The sequence below is a fragment of the Microbispora triticiradicis genome (assembly GCF_005864065.1).
Taxonomy (GTDB): Bacteria; Actinomycetota; Actinomycetes; order Streptosporangiales; family Streptosporangiaceae; genus Microbispora; species Microbispora triticiradicis.
The window spans coordinates 74,165-93,159 of the sequence record NZ_VANP01000012.1; the positions used below are offsets into that span (position 1 = coordinate 74,165).

Consider the following 18,995-nt stretch of genomic DNA (forward strand, 5'->3'; position numbering starts at 1 on the left):
CGTCCCACCCTTCCGACCTGTTCACGCGCTCATCCCGGGGGCCAGCTTGAGCAGTTCGTCCACACTCATCTCGTCGATCGCGCTCTCTTCCGCCCGCGGCACCGTCTCCGGCGCCTCCTCCGTACGGCCGGCCAGCTCGCGCAGGACGTCCACCAGCCGGGCCTGCCGGAGCCGCTCCAGCGGGATGGACGCCAGCAGACGGCGCAGCTCGGCCTCCTCGCCGTCGCCGCCGGGCGCCACCGGCCGGTCCGCCGGCCGGTCTCCCGGCGCCAGTTCGGTGACGAGGTATCCGGCCAGGACCTCCGGGTTCGGGTGATCGAAGATGAGGGTGGACGGCAGCCTCAGGCCGGTGGCCGCGCTGAGCCGGTTGCGGAACTCCACCGCGCTGAGCGAGTCGAAGCCGAGGTCGAGGAACCCGCGGCCGGGGTCGATCGTCGCGCCGGACGCACGCCCCAGCACGGTGGCGGCGTGGGCGCGCACGAGGGTGAGGAGCGTCCGGCGGCGCTCGCCGTCCGGGAGCCCGGCCAGCCGGTGGGTGAGCGAGGCGCCGCCCAGACCGTCTCCCGTGCCGCCTGCCGTGCCCGCCTCCGGCCGGGCGGCCGTACGCACCAGCCCCCGCCAGAGCGGTGAGAGCGTGCCGCTCGCCGCCTGCCCGCGCAGGCCGGCCGTCGACACCCTCGCGGCGAGTGCCAGGGCGTGGTCCATGCCGGTGGCGACGTCGAACAGCCCCGCCGCCTGCTCTCCGGTCATGGGCAGCAGGCCGAGGCGGGCGAGCCGGCCGTGGTCGGCCCGGGCCGTCATCTCGCTCTGCTCGGCCCAAAGGCCCCACGCGATCGAGGTGGCCGGCAGCCCACTGGAACGCCGGTGCTGCGCCAGGCCGTCCAGGAAGGTGTTCGCCGCGGCGTAGTGGGCCTGCCCGGCGCTTCCGGTCAGCCCGGCGGCCGAGGAGAACAGCACGAACTCCGCCAGGTCCAGGCCCGCGGTGAGCTCGTGCAGGACCAGCGCGCCGTCCGCCTTCGGCCGCAGGACCGCGTCGATCTGCGCGGGGGTCAGCGTGTCCAGCACCGCGTCGTCGAGCACACCGGCCGCGTGCACCACGGCGGTGAGGGGGTGCTCCGCCGGGATCCTCGCCAGCACCGCGGCGACGGCCTCCCTGTCGGCGGCGTCGCACGCCTCGACGGCGACCACCGCGCCGAGCCCGGCGAGTTCGGCGGCCAGCTCCGCCGCGCCCGGGGCCGACGTCCCGCGCCTGCTCACCAGCACGAGGTGGCGGACGCCGCCGGCGGTCACGAGGTGCCGCGCGATCACCCGGCCGGCCATCCCGGTGGCGCCGGTCATCAGCACGGTGCCGCGTGGGTCCCGGCGGCGCGGCATGCGCAGCACGATCTTCCCGACGTGCCGCGCCTGGCTCATGAACCGGAACGCCTCGGGCGCGCGCCGCACGTCCAGCGTCCGGACGGGCGGCGGCGTCAGCGTCCCCTTCTCGAACAGGTCCACCAGCTCGGTCAGTAGGCGCCGGACCAGGCCGGGATCGGCCCGGCTCAGGTCGATCGCCTGGTACCGCACGCCCGGGTGGGCGGCTTCGACCTCGGCGGCATCCCGGATGTCGGTCTTGCCCAGTTCGACGAACCGGCCGCCGGAGCCCAGCAGCCGGAGCGAGGCGTCCACGAGCTCACCGGTCAGGGAGTTCAGCACGACGTCCACCCCCGCGCCGCCGGTGGCGGCCCGGAACCGGTCCTCGAACTCCGGCGAGCGGGACGAGGCGAGCCGTTCGTCCGCGATACCCGCAGTGTTCAGGGCGGGCCACTTGTCCGGATGGGCCGTGGCGAGGACGCGCGCGCCGAGCGCGGCGGCCACCTGCACCGCCGCCGTCCCCACGCCGCCCGCGGCGGCGTGCACCAGCACCGTCTCCCCCGCCGACAGTCCCGCCACGTCGCGCAGGCCGTGCAGGGCGGTCAGGAAGGCCGCCGGCACCGAGGCTCCGCGCTCGAACGTCCAGCCGGCCGGCATCCGTACGACCTGACGGTGGTCGACGACGACGGAGGAGCCGAAGGCGTCGGGGAAGATCCCCATCACCCGGTCTCCCGGCGCCAGCCCGGTCACCGCCGGGCCGGTCTCGACGACGACGCCGGCGCCTTCGGTGCCGATGCCCTCCTGGCCCGGCACCATCCGCAGGGAGACGACCACGTCGCGGAAGTTGAGCCCGGCCGCGCGCACCTCGATCCGCACCTCGCCGGGTGCCAGGTCCCGCGCCGCCTCCGGGGACGGCACGAGCGCCAGGTCGTCGAACGTGCCGCGCTCCCCCGCCACCGAGAGGCGCCACGGCGCGCCGTCGCCGGGAGGCGTCAGCGTCTCGTCCGCGGCCGCCCGGGCCAGCCTGGGGACCAGGACCGTGTCCCCGCGTACGGCGAACTCCGGCTCGCCGGACGCCACCGCGGCGCGCAGCGCCCGGCCGGTCGCGCCGGCGACGTCGCCGAGCAGGTCGCCGAGCAGGAGGCGCCCGGGGTGCTCCTCCCGCGCGCCGCGGACGAACCCCCAGACGGCGGCCGCCGCGGGCGTGGGACCTGCGTCGCCGATCTCCACCGCGTTCTCGGTGAGCACCGCGTTCTCAGTGAGCACCGCATTCTCGGTGAGCACGAGGAGCGCGCACCCGCCGAGGCGCGGCTCGCCGAGCCACGATCGCAGGGTGGAGAGCAGGTCCCGGAGCGATTCCCCGACACCGGCGGCGTCCCCCGTGACCGCCGGCATGACGGGCAGCAGCACGACGTCCGGGACCGGCGCACCGGAGTCGAGCGCGTCGGCGAGTTCCCGCACACCGGCGTGGCGGGCGACGCCGAGATCCTCGGCCAGTCCGGGCCCGCCCGGGCCGAGAACGGCCCAGCCGGACGTGCCGGGCAGATCCTGAGCATGGTCCGGAGCAGGGCCGGCGGCGGAGTCGAGGGGCGTCCAGCCCAGGGTGTAGAGCGAGTCGGCCAGGCCGGAGGCGAGCAGCCGCGACTTCGGCACCGGCCGCAGGACCATGGACTCGGCCGACAGGACCGGGCTCCCCGCGCCGTCGGCGACCACGACCCGGACGGCGTCGCGCCCCGCGGGCGACAGCCGGGCCCGCACGTCGGTCGCGCCGGAGGCCGCGAGCGAGACACCCTGCCATGAGAACGGCAACCAGGTGTCGTCCCCGGGGAGGAGGCCGCCGAGGAACAGCCCGTGCATCGCCGTGTCGAGCAGTGCGGGGTGCAGCCCGAAGCCGTCCGCGCCACGGGCGGCGTCCTCCGGCAGGGCCGCCTCGACGAAGACCTCGTCGCCCCGCCGCCACGCCGCGCGCAGCCCGCGGAACGCCGGGCCGTACCCGTAGCCCCGCTCGGCCAGCAGGTCGTACAACCCGTCTACGGCCACCGGCGCCGCGTCGCGCGGCGGCCAGGTCCGCAGTTCCTCGTACGCCGCCGCCACCGGGCCGAGCACTCCGGTGGCGTGCCGGGTCCACCCGCCGTCCTCGCCCGCGGAGTGCACCGACACGCCGCGGCGTCCCGAGTCAGCCGGGCCGACGCGGACCTGCAGGCGCACGTCGCCGTCGGCCGGCAGGACCAGCGGGGCCTCCAGCGTCAGCTCCTCCACCTGCCCGCAGCCGACCTCGTCGCCCGCGCGCACCGCGAGCTCCACGAATCCGGTGCCCGGGAACAGCACCGAACCGGACACCACGTGGTCGGCCAGCCACGGCTGCGACCGGGCCGACAGACGGCCCGACAACAGCACCCCGCCGTCGTCGGCGATCTCGGTGGCCGCGCCGATCAGCGGGTGCTCCGTGGGGGTCAGGCCGAGGGCGCCGGCTCCGGCGGACCGCACCCCGCCCGTCTCGGCCCAGTAGCGCTCCCGCTGGAACGCGTACGTGGGGAGCCCGAGCCGCTGCGCCGGGCGCGGCGGGCGATCCCCGTCCCAGGTGACGGGCGCGCCGTTCACCCAGGCCCGCGCCAGCGCGGTCCGCAGGGAGGCGGGCCCGTCCTCGTCGCGGCGCAGCGTCGGGATCGCGACGGGCCGCGCCCCCGCGCCCTCCACCGCCTCCGCGCACTCCTCGACCGCCATGGTCAGCACGGGATGCGGGCCGCACTCGACGAAGAAGTCCCGGCCCCCGCTCATCAGCCGCGCGCAGACGTCGGCGAAGCGCACCCGCCCGCGCAGGTTCTCGTACCAGTAGGCGGCGTCGAGCCCGGAGGTGTCGTGCAGGTCTCCGGTCACCGTCGAGTAGAAGCTCACGGCGGACGCGCGGGGCTCGACGTCGGCGAGCTCGGCCAGCAGCGTCTCCCGCACCTGCTCCATCTGCGGGGAGTGGGAGGCGTAGTCCACCTGGATCCGGCGGACGCGGACCCCGTCGGCCGCGCACCGCTCCACGAACTCCCCCAGCGCCCTGGCCTCACCGGCCACCACGGTCGACAGCGGGCTGTTCACCGCGGCCACCGACAGGGCCTCACCCCAGGGGGACAGCAGCCGCTCCACGACGTCCACCGGCGCCGCGACCGAGGCCATCGCCCCCGATCCGGACAGGTCCCGCAGCGCGCGGCTGCGCAGCGCGACGACCTTCGCCGCGTCCCGGAGCGACAGCGCCCCGGCCACGCACGCCGCGGCGATCTCACCCTGCGAGTGGCCCACGACCGCGGCGGGCACCACGCCGTGGGCGCGCCACACCTCGGCCAGCGACACCATCACCGCCCACAAGACGGGCTGGACGACGTCGACCCGGTCCAGGCCCGGCGCGTCCGGCGAGCCCGACAGGACGTCCAGGACCGAGTAACCGGTCCACGGGGCCAGCGCCTCGTCGCACGCCCGTACGGCGGCGGCGAACTCCGGGGACGAGCGCAGCAGGCCGGCCCCCATTCCCGGCCACTGGCCGCCCTGGCCGGGGAACACGAACACCGCACCGGACCGCCGTGCGACGCCGGACACGACGCCGAAGTCGGGGGCGTCTTCGGCGAGCGCGGACAGTGCGCGCGTCAGTTCGCCGTGGTCGGCGGCCACCACGGCGGCCCGGTGGTCCATTGGGGAGCGCGCCGCCCGCAACTCCAGGGCGACGTCCGCGAGCGGCACGTCCGGCCGGGACTCCAGCCACGACCGCAGCCGCGCGGCCTGCCCGCGCAGGGCGGCCGGGCCGCGGGCCGACAGGGTCACCGTGACCGGCCCGGGCGGCGGGCCGGCCGGGTCCGCGACGGCGGCGGGCCCGGACCCGGGATCGAGGTTCTGATCGAGATCGGGCGCCTGCTCCAGCACCACGTGCGCGTTGGTCCCGCTGACGCCGAAGGACGACACGCCGGCCCGGCGCGGCCGTCCGGTCTCCGGCCAGGGGACCCGCTCGGTCAGCAGCGACACAGCGCCCTCCGACCAGTCCACGTGCGAGTTGGGCGCGGACACGTGCAGGGTCCGGGGAGCCACCCCGTGCCGCATGGCCTCGACCATCTTGATGACCGCGCCGACGCCGGCGGCGGCCTGGGTGTGGCCGAGGTTCGACTTCAGCGAGCCCAGCAGCAGCGGCCGGTCGCGGTCCCGCCCGTACGTCGCCATCAGCGCCTGGGCCTCGATCGGGTCGCCCAGCCGGGTGCCGGTGCCGTGCGCGTCGACCACGTCGACCTCGGACGGGTGGAGCCCGGCGTCCGCGAGCGCGCCGCGGATCACCCGCTGCTGGGAGGGGCCGTTCGGCGCCGCGAGCCCGTTGGACGCGCCGTCCTGGTTGACCGCGGACCCCCTGATCACGGCCAGCACCTCGTGGCCGTTCCGCCGGGCGTCCGAGAGGCGCTCCAGCAGGAGCACGCCGACGCCCTCGGAGATGCCGAACCCGTCGGCGTCGTCGGAGAACGGCTTGCACCGGCCGTCCGGCGCGAGCGTGTTCAGCCGCGCGAACTCCTTGAAGATGTTGAGGCTCGCGTTGACGGCCACCCCGGCGGCCAGCGCCAGGCCGCACTCGCCGCGCCGCACCGCCTGTACGGCGAGGTGCAGCGCGACCAGCGACGACGAGCACGCCGTGTCCACGGTGACCGACGGCCCCTCGAAACCGTAGAGATAGGAGACCCGGCCGGACAGGACGCTGGCGGTGTTCCCGGTGAGGACGTATCCCTCCAGGTCGGGGTGCCGCTCCAGGCGCGCACTGTAGTCGACGGTCATCGCGCCGACGAACACGCCGGTCGCGCTGCCGCGCAGGGAGGCCGGCACGATGCCGGCCCGCTCGAACGCCTCCCAGGAGGTCTCCAGCAGCAGCCGCTGCTGCGGGTCCATCGCGAGGGCCTCACGCGGGCTGATCCCGAAGAAGTCGGCGTCGAACAGGTCGGCGTCGTGCAGGAAGCCGGCCTCGCGCTGGTAGTGCGTCCCGGCCCGGCGCGTCTGGTCGTCGTAGGAGCCCTCGAGGTCCCATCCCCGGTTGTCCGGGAACCGCCCCATGGCGTCGGCTCCGTCACTGACGAGGGTCCAGAGGTCCTCGGGCCCACGGATCCCGCCGGGGTAACGGCACCCGGCTCCGACGATCACGACGGGGTCGTCGTCCGCGGCGGCCGCGGGCGCCACGGCGCCGGAGGGCTCCGCGCCCGCCAGCGTGACGCGCAGGAACTCGGCGAGCTCGCCGGGCGTCGGGTAGTCGAACACCATGGTCGCGGGCAACCGGGTGCCCGTCGCCTCCATGAGCCGGCCGCGGATCTCCAGGGCGGTCACCGAGTCGAACCCGAGGTCCCGGAACTGGCGGTCGGGCGGGATCGGGCCGGGCGTGCCGAGCAGCGCCGCGAGCTCCCGGCCCACCAGGTCGAGCAGCAGCGCACGCTGTCCGGTCTCGGTCAGCTCCGCCAGGCGCGCGCCCAGGGACGGCCGGCCGTCCTCCTCCTCCGCGGCCGCCGCGGTCTCCGGCAGGGCGACCTCGCGGGGCTCGTGGCCGGCGTACACGGCGTCCCACTCCAGCGGCACGCCGTCGACGTGCAGCTCGCCCAGCGCGCGCATGACCCTGCCGAGGTCGGCCTGGTCGCGGCGGAGCGACCCGCGGACCGGCACGGCGGCGCCGGTGGCCTCGACGGTCTGGCGCACCGCCCCGGTCAGCACCGGGTGCACGCTGACCTCCAGCAGCACGCCGTACCCGTCGTCCAGCGCCGCCCGCGTGGCCTCCTCGAACCGGACGGGCTCGCGGATGTTCCGGCACCAGTAGCCCGCGTCCAGTGGCACGTCGTCGGGCAGCACGCCGCCCAGCAGCGACGAGTAGAAGCGGATGCGGGCGCGGCGCGGCCGGATCGGGAGCAGCCTGCCGTGGAGGTCCGGGGTGATCGCGTCGATGTGCGGCGAGTGCACCGCGAGGTTCGTGCCGGTGGCCCTGACGCGGAAGCCGTCCGCGGTGAGCTCCTCGACCAACTGCCGCGCCGCGTCCAGGTCGCCGGAGACCAGCACCGACTGCGGGCCGTTCAGGACGCCGATCTCCAGCCGTCCGCCGTACGCGCTGACCCGGGCGGAGATGTCGTCCGCCGACGCCAGCACCGAGACCATCTCCCCGTGGCCGGTCATGGGGAGCATCGCCTGGCTCCAGAGGGCGACCACCCGCGCCCCGTCCTCCAGGGTCAGCGCCCCGGCGACCACCGCGGCGGCGATCTCCCCGAGGCTGTGGCCGAGCACGGCCGACGGCTCGACGCCGTACGACCGCCACAGGTCGGCGAGCGAGACCATCGTCGCGAACAACGCGGGCTGGATCACGTCCGTGCGGTCCAGCCGGGGCGCGCCGGGCGCACCGCGCAGCACGTCGAGAAGCGCCCAGTCGACGTACGGCTCCAGCGCGCGGGCGCACTCCTCCATCCGGGCCAGGAAGACCGGCGAGGACGCGAGCAGGTCGACCGCCATGCCCTGCCACTGAGAGCCGTTGCCGGGGAACACGAACACGACCCCGCCGGGGTGGGCGCGCCCTTCGGCCAGCCCCGGGGCGCCGCCTCCCTCGGCGAGCGCCCGCAGCGCCTCCAGGAAGGCCGCGGGGTCGTCGCCGGCGATCGCCGCCCGGTGGGCGCCCCCGGCGCCGGCGCGGGCCAGCGACCACCCGACGTCGGCCGGGCGCCATTCCTGGTCACCGGGTCGGTCACCGGGTCGGTCACCGGGTCGGTCACCGTGTTGGTGGCCGCCGCCGAGGTGTCCGAGGAGGAGCCGGGCCTGGGCGCGCAGAGCGCCCGCGTAGGGGGCGGACAGCCCCCACAGCGTCGGGTGTCCGTTCGGGGTCGGGTGCCCATTCGGGGACGGGTGAGAGTCGGACGGCATGGTGTCTCATCGCTCCTTCGGGCACTGCTGGGGTACGGCAAGGGGCACCGCTTGGGGCACGGCATGGGCACGGCATGGGCACGGCGGCGGAACGTCAACGGTCGGGAGGAGTGCGGGGGCTACGAGCCGGCTCGTTCGTAGGCGCGGGCCACCAGGTCGGCCACGGCCATCTCCTTGATGGCGAGTTCGCCGTCGTCCTGCGGCGGGTCCTGCCCGAGCGGGTCGTCGGCCAGCCCCAGCAACGCGTCCAGCAGGCCGGACGCCCGCAGCCGGGCCACCGGGAGTGTCGCGAGGACCTTCCTGATCGCGTCGTCCTCGGCGGTCCGCCCGGTGTCCGGCGCGGCCTCGGGCAGCAGCGCCGCCACCAGGTAGCCCGCCACCGCCTGGACGCTCGGGTAGTCGAAGACCAGCGTGGAGGGCAGTCGGAGGCCCGTCACCGCGCCCAGGCGGTTGCGGAGCTCCACCGCCATCAGCGAGTCCATGCCCATGTCGAGGAACCCCCGGTCGGTCTCGACGGAGGCCGCCGCGGCGTGTCCGAGCACGGCGGCGACGTGCTCGCGCACGAGACCGAGCACCTCGCGCAGCCGGTCCTGTTCCGGCAGCTCCGCCAGCCGCGCGCGCAGCGCCTCGGCCTGGGCGCCCGGCGTCCCCGCCCGCGTCTTCGGCCGCCGGATCAGGCCGCGCAGCAGTGGCGGCACCTGGTCGAAGCGGACCGCCTCCTTCCGCAGCCTCCCGAGGTCGAGCCGGGCCGCGACGACCGCGGCGGCGCCGGCCGCGTTCGCGCGGTCGAACAGCGCGAGCCCGTCGTCCGCCGACAGGGGTTCGACCCCGGCACGGGCCATCCGGGTGCGGTCGGCCTCGGCGATCCGGCCGGCCATGCCGCCGTTCTCCCAGGCGCCCCAGACGATCGAGAGGCCCGCGAGGCCGTCCGCCCGCCGACGTTCCGCGAGCGCGTCCAGGAACCCGTTGGCCGCCGCGTAGTTGGCCTGCCCGGGCGTGCCGAACGTCCCGGCCAGCGAGGAGAACAGCACGAACGATCGCAGGTCCGCGTCCCGGGTCAGCTCGTGCAGGTGCCACGCCGCGTCGGCCTTGCCCCGCAGCACGCCCTCCAGCCGCGCGCGGGTCAGCGTCTCGACGGTCCCGTCGTCGAGGACGCCGGCGGCGTGGACGACGGCCGTCAGCGGGCGCTCCCGGGGGATCTCCCGGAGCAGCCGGGCCACGCTGACGCGGTCGGCGACGTCGCAGGCGACGACGTCCACGTCCGCGCCAAGTTCCGCGAGCTCCGCCTCGACGGCCGGCTCCAGCCGGCCGCGGCGCCCGGCCAGCAGCAGATGCCGGACGCCGTGCGCGGTCACCAGGTGCCGGGCCACGGCCGTGCCCAGCGCGCCGGTGCCGCCGGTGATCAGGACGGTCCCGTCCGGGTCGGCGAGGACGGGCGGCGGCTCCGGCGTCCCGGCGCGGGTCAGCCGCGGCACCAGCGGCTCGCCGCCGCGGATCGCGACCTGCGGCTCGTCCAGGACGGCGACGGCGGGCAGCGACCGGACCGACGCCTCCTCGTCGTCGAGGTCCACGAGCAGGAACCGGTTCGGATGCTCGGTCTGCGCCGACCTCAGCATGCTCCAGACCGCCGCGCCGGCCAGGTCCGGGACCCGGCCCCCGGCCGCCGTCGCGCCCCGGGTGACGACCACCAGCCGCGACGACGCGAGCCGATCGTCGGCCAGCCACGACTGCACGAGCGCCAGCGTTCCGGCGGCGGTGCCGAGCACGCCGGCCGGGACGTCCCCGGCGGCCCGTGCTTCGCCGATGACCTGTGCTTCCCCGGCGGGCGGTTCGCACAGGACGACGGCCAGCGCGGGAGCCGGTTCCCCGGCGGCGACGGCCTCCCGCAGGGAGGCGATGTCGGGATGCCAGCGGCTGTCGCCCCACGACGACCGCAGGGCGTCCGTCACGCGTACGTCGTCGGCTCCGACGGACGCCCAGCCGCCGCGCGGCACGCCGGACGGATCCTGCGGCGCCGGCCCGGCCGGCGTCCAGTCCACGGTGAACAGCGAGTCGTCACGGGGCAGGCCCGCGCTCACCTGCTCGGCCGACGCCGGCCGCAGCACCAGCGTGCCGACCGTGACCACGGGACGGCCCGAGGGGTCGTACGCCGCGAGCGTGAGCGCGTCGGGACCGGCCGGGGTGAGCCGGACCCGCAGCGCCACCGCCCCGGCGGCGTGCAGGGTCACGTCGTGCCAGGAGAACGGCAGCCGGGCCGGCGACTCCTCATCGGCGGCGCCCAGGCCGTCCACGACCGCCGCCTGCAAGGCGGCGTCCAGCAGCGCCGGATGCACGGCGAACCTCCCGGCCCGCGCCTGCTGGTCCTCGGGGAGCGCGACCTCGGCGAAGACCTCCTCGCCACGCCGCCACACCGCCCGGAGCCCGCGGAAGGCGGGCCCGTAGGTGTATCCGCTCGACGCCAGGCGGTCGTAGGCGTCGTCCAGCGCCACCGCGACCGCGCCGGCCGGAGGCCATTCGCGCTCCGTCGCGGCCTCCGAAGGTTCGGGTGTCTCAGCGATCTCGGGGGCGAGGACACCGGAGGCGTGGCAGACCCAGGTCGCGTCCGCGTCGTCCTCCGGCCGGGAGTACAGGCCGATCGCGCGCTCCCCCTGGTCGTCCGGCGGCCCCACGACCAGCCGCAACAGCACCGCCGTACGCTCCGGCAGCGCCAGCGGCGCCCGCAGGACCAGTTCCCGGACCCGCCCGCAGTTCGCCAGTTCACCTGCTTGGGCGGCCAGTTCGACGAGGGCCGCGCCGGGCACCAGCGCGACGTCCCATATCGCGTGGTCGCCGATCCACGGGTGGGTGTCCAGGGAGATCCGCCCGGTGAGGACCAGGTCGCCGGTGCCGGGGACGTCCGCCGCCGCGCTCAGCAGCGGGTGGTCGACGGCACCGAGCCCGAACCCGCTCGGATCCCTCGGCGTCGCCGTGTCGTCCTGCCAGTAGCGCCGCCGCTGGAAGGCGTACGTCGGCAGGTCGAGCCGGCGCGTTTCGGCAGGGACCACCGGCGACCAGTCCACGGTGACGCCGTGGGTGTGCGCCACGGCCAGGGCGTTCAGGAACGACTCGGTCTCCGGCCGCCCCCGCCGCAGCGCCGCCTGGAACATCGGCGTCATGTCCGAGCCGGAGTCCGGGCCCGGGTGGGCGTCGGCCACGTCCCGCGCGGCGGTCGTCAGCCCGCCGTCCGGCCCGATCTCCAGGAAGCGGGTCACGCCCTGGGCACGCAGCCACCGGACGCCGTCGCCGAACCTGACCGTACGCCGCACCTGCGACAGCCAGTAGCCGGCCGAGGTCGCCTCGTCGTCGCCGAGCGGCGTCCCGGTCACGGTCGACACCACCGGCAGCTTGGGCGGAGCGAACGCGACCGACGCCAGCACGTCGGCGAACCCGGCGAGCATCGGCTCCATCAGCGCCGAGTGGAAGGCGTGGGACACGCGGAGCGGCCGGGCGCGGACGCCCTGGGCGCGGCAGTCGGCGGCGACCTTCGCGACCGCCGCCTCCTCGCCGGAGACCACGACCGCGGCGGGTCCGTTCACCGCCGCCAGGCTCACGTCGGCGCCGAGGAACGCGAGCCGCTCCAGGACCCACGCCTCGGGGGCCGCGACGGCGAGCATCGCCCCGCCGCCGGGCAGTTCCCGCATCAGCCTGCCGCGGTACGCGACGACGCGGGCGGCGTCGGCCGCCGAGAGCACGCCCGCGACATGGGCCGCGGCCAGTTCGCCGACCGAGTGCCCGATCAGGAAGCCGGGCCGGACGCCGAAGCTCTCCAGCAGCCGGTACAGCGCGATCTCCAGGGCGAACGTCGCGGCCTGGGTGTAGTCGGTCCGGTCGAGCAGCCGCGCCTCCGCGGTGTCCGGGCGGGCGAAGACCACGGACCTCACCGGGCGGTCGAGGTGCTCGTCCAACTCGGCGCAGACCGCGTCGAAGGCGTCGGCGAAGACGGGGAAGGCGGCGTGCAGCTCGCGGCCCATGCGCGCCCGCTGGAAGCCCTGCCCGGAGAACATCACGGCGAGCCGGCCCGGCGACGCCTGGGCGTGGACCACGCCGGCCGCCTGCTCGCCCCTGGCCAGCGCCGTCAGTCCGCCTACGAGACTCTCGCGGTCCGCGGCCAGGACGGCGGCTCTGTGCGCCATCAGGGGACGCCGCGTCAGGGCGGCGGCGATGCCGGCCGGCTCCACCTCGGGATGGGCGACCGCGTACGCGCGCAACTTGTCGGCGTAGCCCCGCAGCGCCTCCTCGGTCCGCGCGGACAGCATCCACGGCAACGCCGGCGTGCCCGTAATGGGCGGCGCGTCGTCGCCGGCCGGCGGCTGTTCGAGGATGACGTGCCCGTTGGTGCCGCTGAGCCCGAACGACGACACCGCGGCCCGGCGCGGCCTGCCCGTCTCCGGCCACGGGGTCGGCTCCAGCACCAGCGTCGCCGCTCCTCCGGACCAGTCCACCTGCCGGGACGGCTCGTCCACGTGCAGCGTGGGCGGCACCACGCCGGCGTGCATCGCCAGCACCATCTTGATCACTCCCGCCACGCCGGCGGCGGCCTGGGTGTGGCCGATGTTGGACTTGATCGAACCCAGCAGCAGCGGCCGGTCCGCGGGCCGGTTCCGGCCGTAGGTCGCCAGGATCGCCTGCACCTCGATCGGGTCGCCCAGCCGCGTGCCCGTCCCGTGCCCCTCGACGACGTCCACGTCCGCCGCCGACAGCCCGGCGGCGTTCATCGCCTGGCGGATGACCCTCTGCTGGGCGGGCCCGTTGGGCGCCGTGAGGCCGTTCGACCGGCCGTCCTGGTTGACGGCGGAGCCGCGGACCAGGGCCAGCACCGGGTGGCCGTGCTTCCTGGCGTCCGACAGCCGCTCGAGCAGCAGGACACCGGCGCCCTCGGCCAGCCCGGTGCCGTCCGCCGAGTCGGCGAACGACTTGCACCGCCCGTCCGGGGAGAGGCCCCGCTGCCTGCTGAACTCCAGGAACGTGTCCGGCGCCACGATCACCGTCGCGCCGCCCGCCAGGGCGAGCGAGCACTCGCCGGTCCGCAGCGCCTGGCAGGCGAGGTGCAGCGCCACCAGTGACGACGAGCACGCGGTGTCCACGGTGACCGCCGGTCCTTCGAGGCCGAAGGCGTAGGCGACGCGTCCGGAGGCGAGACTGCCCATCTGACCCGACCACTCGTTCGGCATGACCCCGTTGAAGACGCCGGTCCTGCTGCCGCGGAGCGAGCCGGGGTCCAGGCCGGCCCGCTCGAACGCCTCGGCGGAGCATTCGAGGAGCAGCCGATGCTGCGGATCGATCGAGGGCGCCTCGCGCGGGCTGATGCCGAAGTGACCGGCGTCGAACATCGCGGCGTCGTGCAGGAAACCGCCGTGGCGCGAGTAGGTCCTGCCCGGGCTGCCGGGCTCCGGGTCGTACAGTCCCGCGACGTCCCAGCCGCGGTCGCGCGGGAACTCCGACACCACGTCGCGTCCGCCGGACACCACGTCCCACAGGTCCTGCGGCGAGCCCACCCCGCCCGGGTAGCGGCAGCCCATGCCCACGATGGCGATCGGCTCGTGCTCGCGTTCCTCCGCCGCGCGCAGCCGCTCCCGCAGATCCTGCATCTCGGCCGTGGCGCGCCGGAGATAATCCAGGTATTTCTGTTCGTCGGTCATCGCGTCGCCCCCACACCCTCGTGCTCCACGGCCGGCCGCCCGACAACCGCCCCGTTTCGAAACCGAATGATTCGCAGTCCGGCCCCGCCCTAACAATGCGGTTCAGGCGGCAGAATCGCGAAACCTGGACGACACACTTTTTCCGGCGGCCACGGACCTTCGGGCGCACGCCTGGGAAAGGCGAGGCCCGCCAAGCGCCTGACCAGTAAGTTCAGCGGAACCGCCGCCGATCCGGCCCCCCGTTCTGCCGGTCGGCACCACGCTTGGAAAAGCGGCCGCCGACCATGCTCATCGGCCGGGCCGGGGCGGACCACGCGGTTTCGACGGCAGAAAAAAACTGCCGGTCAGGCCGGAAAAACGCGGCACAAAAGTGCGTGGTTCACCCGACAATTCGGTGCTAGCTTTCCCAGCAGCACGCGAACCATGGGCGCGGGGAAACAGGCGTCGAGTCCGAACCGACGCCCGCCCACGCGGGCGGAGACGGCCGGACGCCCACTCCCGCCTCAGGGCCGGAACCGGGGCGACGGGGGCTCGTCATGCCGAGCGCGATACGGGGCTGACGGTGTCGCCCCCTCGGTGCGCCGGGATGACAGATCGGAGACAACACGTGCAGAGAACGTTCCGTCTGGATGAGGCGCCGGCGATCGCCGGCGCCGCGACACCGCTCACCCGCCCTGTCGGCATCGGCGCGACCGGGCTCTACGTGCCCGAGCAGGTCGTGACCAACGACGACCTGGCCGAGACGCTGGACACCTCCGACGAGTGGATCACCTCCCGGATCGGGATCAGGCAGCGGCGCTTCCTCACCGAGGGCATGGCCACGTCCGACATGGGCATCGCCGCGGCACGGCAGGCGCTCGACCGGTCCGGGGTGGACGCCGGCGACCTCGACGTCGTCATCGTCGCCACGTTCACCCCCGACCAGCCGCTCCCCTCCACCGCGCTGATCGTCGCCGAGGCGCTCGGCGCGCGGCGCGCGCTTCCGCTCGACCTCTCGCAGTCGGCCTGCGCGGGCGGCATCCACGCGATCCTCCTGGCCGCGCACCTGCTGCAGAACGACGCCTTCCGCAACATCCTGGTCATCGGAGCCGACGCCGGGTCCCGGCTGACCGACCCGCTGGACCGCGGGACCCGGGTCTTCTTCGGCGACGCCGCCGGAGCCGCGCTGCTGCGGCCGACGGCGAGCGGCTTCGGGCTGCTGTCCTGGCACACCGGCTCCGCGCTCTCCTACGAGGTGCAGATCCCCGCGGGCGGTTCCCGCCGGCCGACCAGCCCCGAGACGGTGGACGAACGCGGCCAGTTCCTGAAGATGAACGGCAGGGCCGTCTGGGACATGGCCACCGGTCAGCTGCCGGGCAGCATCAGGCAGGCCGCCCTGCGCGCCGGAGTCGGCCTGGAGGACGTACGGCACTTCCTCCTGCACCAGGCCAACCAGAACATCATCAACGAGACGGTGTCGAGCTTGGGCATATCCGCGGACCGCGTGCCCACGACGGTGGGGCGGCTCGGCAACACCGGAGCGGCCAGCATGTTCACGGTGTTGCACGAGGCGATGGAGAACACCGTCCGCCACGGAGACCTCATGATCATGGCCGGGATCGGGGCCGGCTTCCTCTGGGGATCGGTCTGTCTCCGCCACTTCGGGCCGGACCCGTCCGGCGACGCCTGGGGCTGACGCCATGCTGCGTACCGAGATCGCCGAGCGCGTCGCCGTCGTGACCCTGGACCGCCCCGAGCGGCTCAACGCCCTGAGCTGGGAGCTGATGAACCGGCTCAGGAAGGAGTTCGAGTCGCTCGGCGCCCGCGCGGACGTCGGCGCGATCGTCCTCACCGGCGCGGGCCGCGCGTTCTCCGCCGGGGCGGACCTGCGTGACTTCGCGGCGAGCGAGGACCTGCCCGCCGAGGTCGCGCACCACCTGGCCGCGACGATGGCGCCGCTGGCCGAGGTGGTGCAGGCCCTGCCGCTGCCGTTGGTCGCCGCGGTCAACGGTCCGTGTGCCGGTGGCGCCGTGGGCCTGGCGCTGCTCGCCGACGTGGTCATCGCCGCCAGGTCCGCGTACTTCCTCCTGCCCCAGGTGGTGCCTCTCGGCGGCGTGCCCGACCTCGGCGCGACCTGGGTCCTCGGCCGGGTCGTGGGACGGGCCCGGGCCATGGGCATGTCCCTGACGGGCGAACGCGTCCCGGCCGAGCGGGCCGAGCGGTGGGGCATGATCTGGCGCTGCGTCGACGACGCCGAGTTGCGGGACCAGGCGCTCGCGACGGCCCGGGGGCTGGCCGCCGCGCCCGCCGCCGTCGTCGCGACCCGCGCGCTCCTCGACGCGGGTTTCGCGGCGACACTGCGCGACCAGCTCGACTTCGAGGCCCGGCACCAGTCGGCGCGGTTCGCCGACCCCGCCGTGGCGGCGGTGGTCGAGCGCTTCGCCGCCGCGGGAGACAGGCCGGGGACGCGCCGATGAAGGCGATCGTGCTGGCCGGCGGCTCCGGGACGCGGTTGCGTCCCATCACGCACACGCACGCCAAGCAACTGGTGCCCGTGGCCAACCGGCCGGTGCTCTTCTACGGCCTGGAGGCGATCGCGGAGGCGGGCATCCGCGACGTCGGCGTCGTGGTGGGCGACACCCACGCGGAGATCGAGGCGGCCGTCGGGGACGGCTCCGCGTTCGGGATCGAGGTGACCTATCTGCGGCAGGAGGCGCCGCTCGGGCTCGCGCACGCGGTGCTGATCGCCCGGGACTTCCTCGGCGACGACCCGTTCGTCATGTACCTGGGCGACAACTTCGTGCTCGGCGGCATCACCGGCATCGTTCGGGGCTTCGCCGAGCGGCGGCCGGACGCGCAGATCATGCTCACCCGGGTGCCCGATCCCCGGCAGTTCGGCGTGGCCGAACTGGACTCCGGAGGCCGGGTCGTCGGCCTGGAGGAGAAACCCGCCCGCCCGAAGAGCGACCTGGCGCTCGTCGGGGTCTATCTGTTCACTCCGGTGGTGCACGAGGTGATCGCGGAGCTGAAGCCCTCCGCGCGCGGCGAGCTGGAGATCACCGAGACGCTCCAGTTGCTGCTGGACTCCGGCCGGCGCGTGGACTCCACGGTGATCTCCGGCTACTGGAAGGACACCGGCAACGTCGCCGACATGCTGGAGGTCAACCGGCTGGTGCTGGAGTCCCTGGAGCCGCGGCAGGACGGCGTCGTCACGGACAGCGAGATCATCGGGCGTGTGGTGATCGAGGCGGGCGCCGACGTCAGCTGCTCGCGGATCGTCGGCCCGGCCGTCATCGGCGCCGGTTCGGTGATCCGGGACTCCTACGTGGGGCCCTTCACGTCGATCGGCGACCGGTGCCGGATCGACGCCAGCGAGATCGAGTACTCGATCGTGCTGCGGGACGCCGCCATCTCGGGGGTCGGGCGGATCGAGGCCTCGCTCATCGGCCGGGACGTGGAGGTCACCCCGGCCGCGCAGACGCCCCGGGCCCACCGCCTGGTCCTGGGAGACCACAGCCGGGTGCAGATCAGTTCGTGAGGGCCGCGCGGCCCGGAGGAGGTCGTCTTCGGAGACGCCGGCCGTGGGTAGGGACTCCTGGACATCGAGGGAGACCGGCTATGGACACGGTACGGAACGTCATCGCCGGGGAGAGCCGCGAACCGGCGTCCGGCGACTGGATGGACCTGGTCGACCCGTCCACCGAAAAGGTGTACGCCCGGGCGGCCCGCTCGGGCGGCGAGGACGTGGACCAGGCGGTCGCGGCCGCCACCGAGGCCGCCCGCGCCTGGCGGCGCACCACCCCGGCCGAGCGGCAGCGACTGCTCCTGGAGCTGGCCGATCTGATGGCGGAGGACAGGGAGGCGCTGGCCGAGGCCGAGGTGCGGGCGACCGGCAAGCCGCGCGGCACCGCGCTGAGCGTCGACGTGGACGGGGCTGTCGACGCCGTCCGCTACTTCGCCGGAGCGGCACGGCTGCTGGAGGGCCTCGGCGCCGCCGAGTACGCCGAGGGGCACACCTCGTTCGTGCGCCGCGAGCCGATCGGCGTGGTCGCGCAGGTGACGCCGTGGAACTACCCGCTGATGATGGCCGCCTGGAAGATCGGCCCGGCGCTGGCGGCGGGCGACACGGTGGTGCTCAAGCCGTCGGACACGACACCCGGCTCGACCGTGCTGCTGGGTGAGATGTGCGCGCGGGTGTTCCCGCCCGGCGTGGTCAACGTCCTGTGCGGCGACCGGGACACCGGCCGCGCGCTGGTCGCCCATCCCGGGGTGGAGATGGTGGCGATCACCGGGTCCACGCGGGCCGGAGCCGAGGTGATGGCGGCCGCGGCGGGCGACCTCAAGGACGTCCACCTGGAGCTGGGCGGCAAGGCCCCCGCGCTGGTCTTCGCCGACGCCGACCCGGCCGCGACGGCGGCAGGCATCGCCTCGGCGGCGTTCTTCAACACCGGGCAGGACTGCACCGCCGTCACCCGCGTGCTCGTGGAGCGGCGCGCGTACGACGGGTTCGTCGAGGCGCTCGCCGAGGCGGCGCGGGCGCTCCTCGTCGGGCATCCCGACGAGGAGGACGTGTTCCTCGGCCCGGCCAACAACGCGAACCAGGCCGAGCGGGTCGCGGGCTTCCTCGACCGGCTGCCCGCGCACGCCCGCGTGGTCGCCGGCGGCGGCAGGCTCGGCCGTCCCGGATTCTTCTTCCCGCCGACCGTCGTCGCCGGGGTGCGCCAGGACGACGAGATCGTGCAGCAGGAGGTCTTCGGCCCGGTGGTGACCGTGCAGCCGTTCGCGGACGAGGACGAGGCGGTCGCCCTGGCCAACGGCGTCGACTACGGGCTCGCCTCAAGCGTGTGGACCAGGGACACCGGACGGGCCATGCGGCTGTCCGCCGCGCTGGACTTCGGCGCGGTCTGGGTCAACTGCCACCAGGTGTTCGTCCCGGAGATGCCGCACGGCGGCTTCAAGCACTCGGGCACCGGCAAGGACCTGTCCCGGTACGGCCTCGACGCCTACACCCGCGTCAAGCACGTGATGATCAGCCACACCTGAGCACCGCCAAATCATTCCTTGACACGAATATTCGCGGTGGGGAAT

6 protein-coding genes are annotated in these 18,995 nt (G+C 75.1%); 4 read left to right on the forward strand and 2 right to left on the reverse strand.

What is annotated here, in order from left to right; all coding sequences use genetic code 11:
• Positions 1-21: 21 nt before the first annotated feature.
• Complete coding sequence (locus tag FED44_RS26745; RefSeq protein WP_138462441.1) at positions 22-8,250, reverse strand: type I polyketide synthase; 8,229 nt, start codon at positions 8,248-8,250, stop codon at positions 22-24.
• Between the two features lie 119 nt (positions 8,251-8,369).
• A complete protein-coding gene (locus FED44_RS26750) occupies positions 8,370-13,928 on the reverse strand; it encodes a type I polyketide synthase (RefSeq protein WP_138462442.1) in 5,559 nt (1,852 codons plus the stop codon).
• A gap of 607 nt (positions 13,929-14,535) precedes the next feature.
• Here FED44_RS26750 and FED44_RS26755 point away from each other — a divergent pair.
• The 4 genes from FED44_RS26755 (at position 14,536) to FED44_RS26770 (ending at position 18,950) form a co-directional block, all read left to right on the forward strand.
• The gene (locus FED44_RS26755; protein WP_244302294.1) at positions 14,536-15,603 is read left to right on the forward strand and encodes a 3-oxoacyl-ACP synthase III family protein; all 1,068 of its coding nucleotides are present in this window, start codon (positions 14,536-14,538) and stop codon (positions 15,601-15,603) included.
• A gap of 4 nt (positions 15,604-15,607) precedes the next feature.
• Entirely contained in the window at positions 15,608-16,384 is a 777-nt protein-coding gene (locus FED44_RS26760; RefSeq protein ID WP_138462443.1) for an enoyl-CoA hydratase/isomerase family protein, read from the forward strand.
• Positions 16,381-17,445 carry a glucose-1-phosphate thymidylyltransferase gene (locus FED44_RS26765; protein WP_138462444.1) on the forward strand — a complete coding sequence of 355 codons (1,065 nt, stop codon included), beginning with the start codon at positions 16,381-16,383 and terminating at the stop codon, positions 17,443-17,445. Before FED44_RS26760 ends, FED44_RS26765 begins: the two co-directional genes overlap by 4 nt.
• Positions 17,446-17,525: 80 nt before the next feature.
• Positions 17,526-18,950, forward strand: a complete 1,425-nt coding sequence (locus tag FED44_RS26770) for an aminobutyraldehyde dehydrogenase (RefSeq protein WP_111701579.1) — start codon at positions 17,526-17,528, stop codon at positions 18,948-18,950.
• The last annotated feature ends 45 nt before the right edge of the window (positions 18,951-18,995 follow it).

Bases quoted from the DNA above. Each gene is read 5' to 3' on its own strand.
- FED44_RS26745 (WP_138462441.1), bottom strand. From the start codon at position 8,250: ATGCCGTCCGACTCTCACCCGTCCCCGAATGGGCACCCGACCCCGAAC.
- FED44_RS26750 (WP_138462442.1), bottom strand. From the start codon at position 13,928: ATGACCGACGAACAGAAATACCTGGATTATCTCCGGCGCGCCACGGCC.
- FED44_RS26760 (WP_138462443.1), top strand. From the start codon at position 15,608: ATGCTGCGTACCGAGATCGCCGAGCGCGTCGCCGTCGTGACCCTGGAC.
- FED44_RS26765 (WP_138462444.1), top strand. From the start codon at position 16,381: ATGAAGGCGATCGTGCTGGCCGGCGGCTCCGGGACGCGGTTGCGTCCC.
- FED44_RS26770 (WP_111701579.1), top strand. From the start codon at position 17,526: ATGGACACGGTACGGAACGTCATCGCCGGGGAGAGCCGCGAACCGGCG.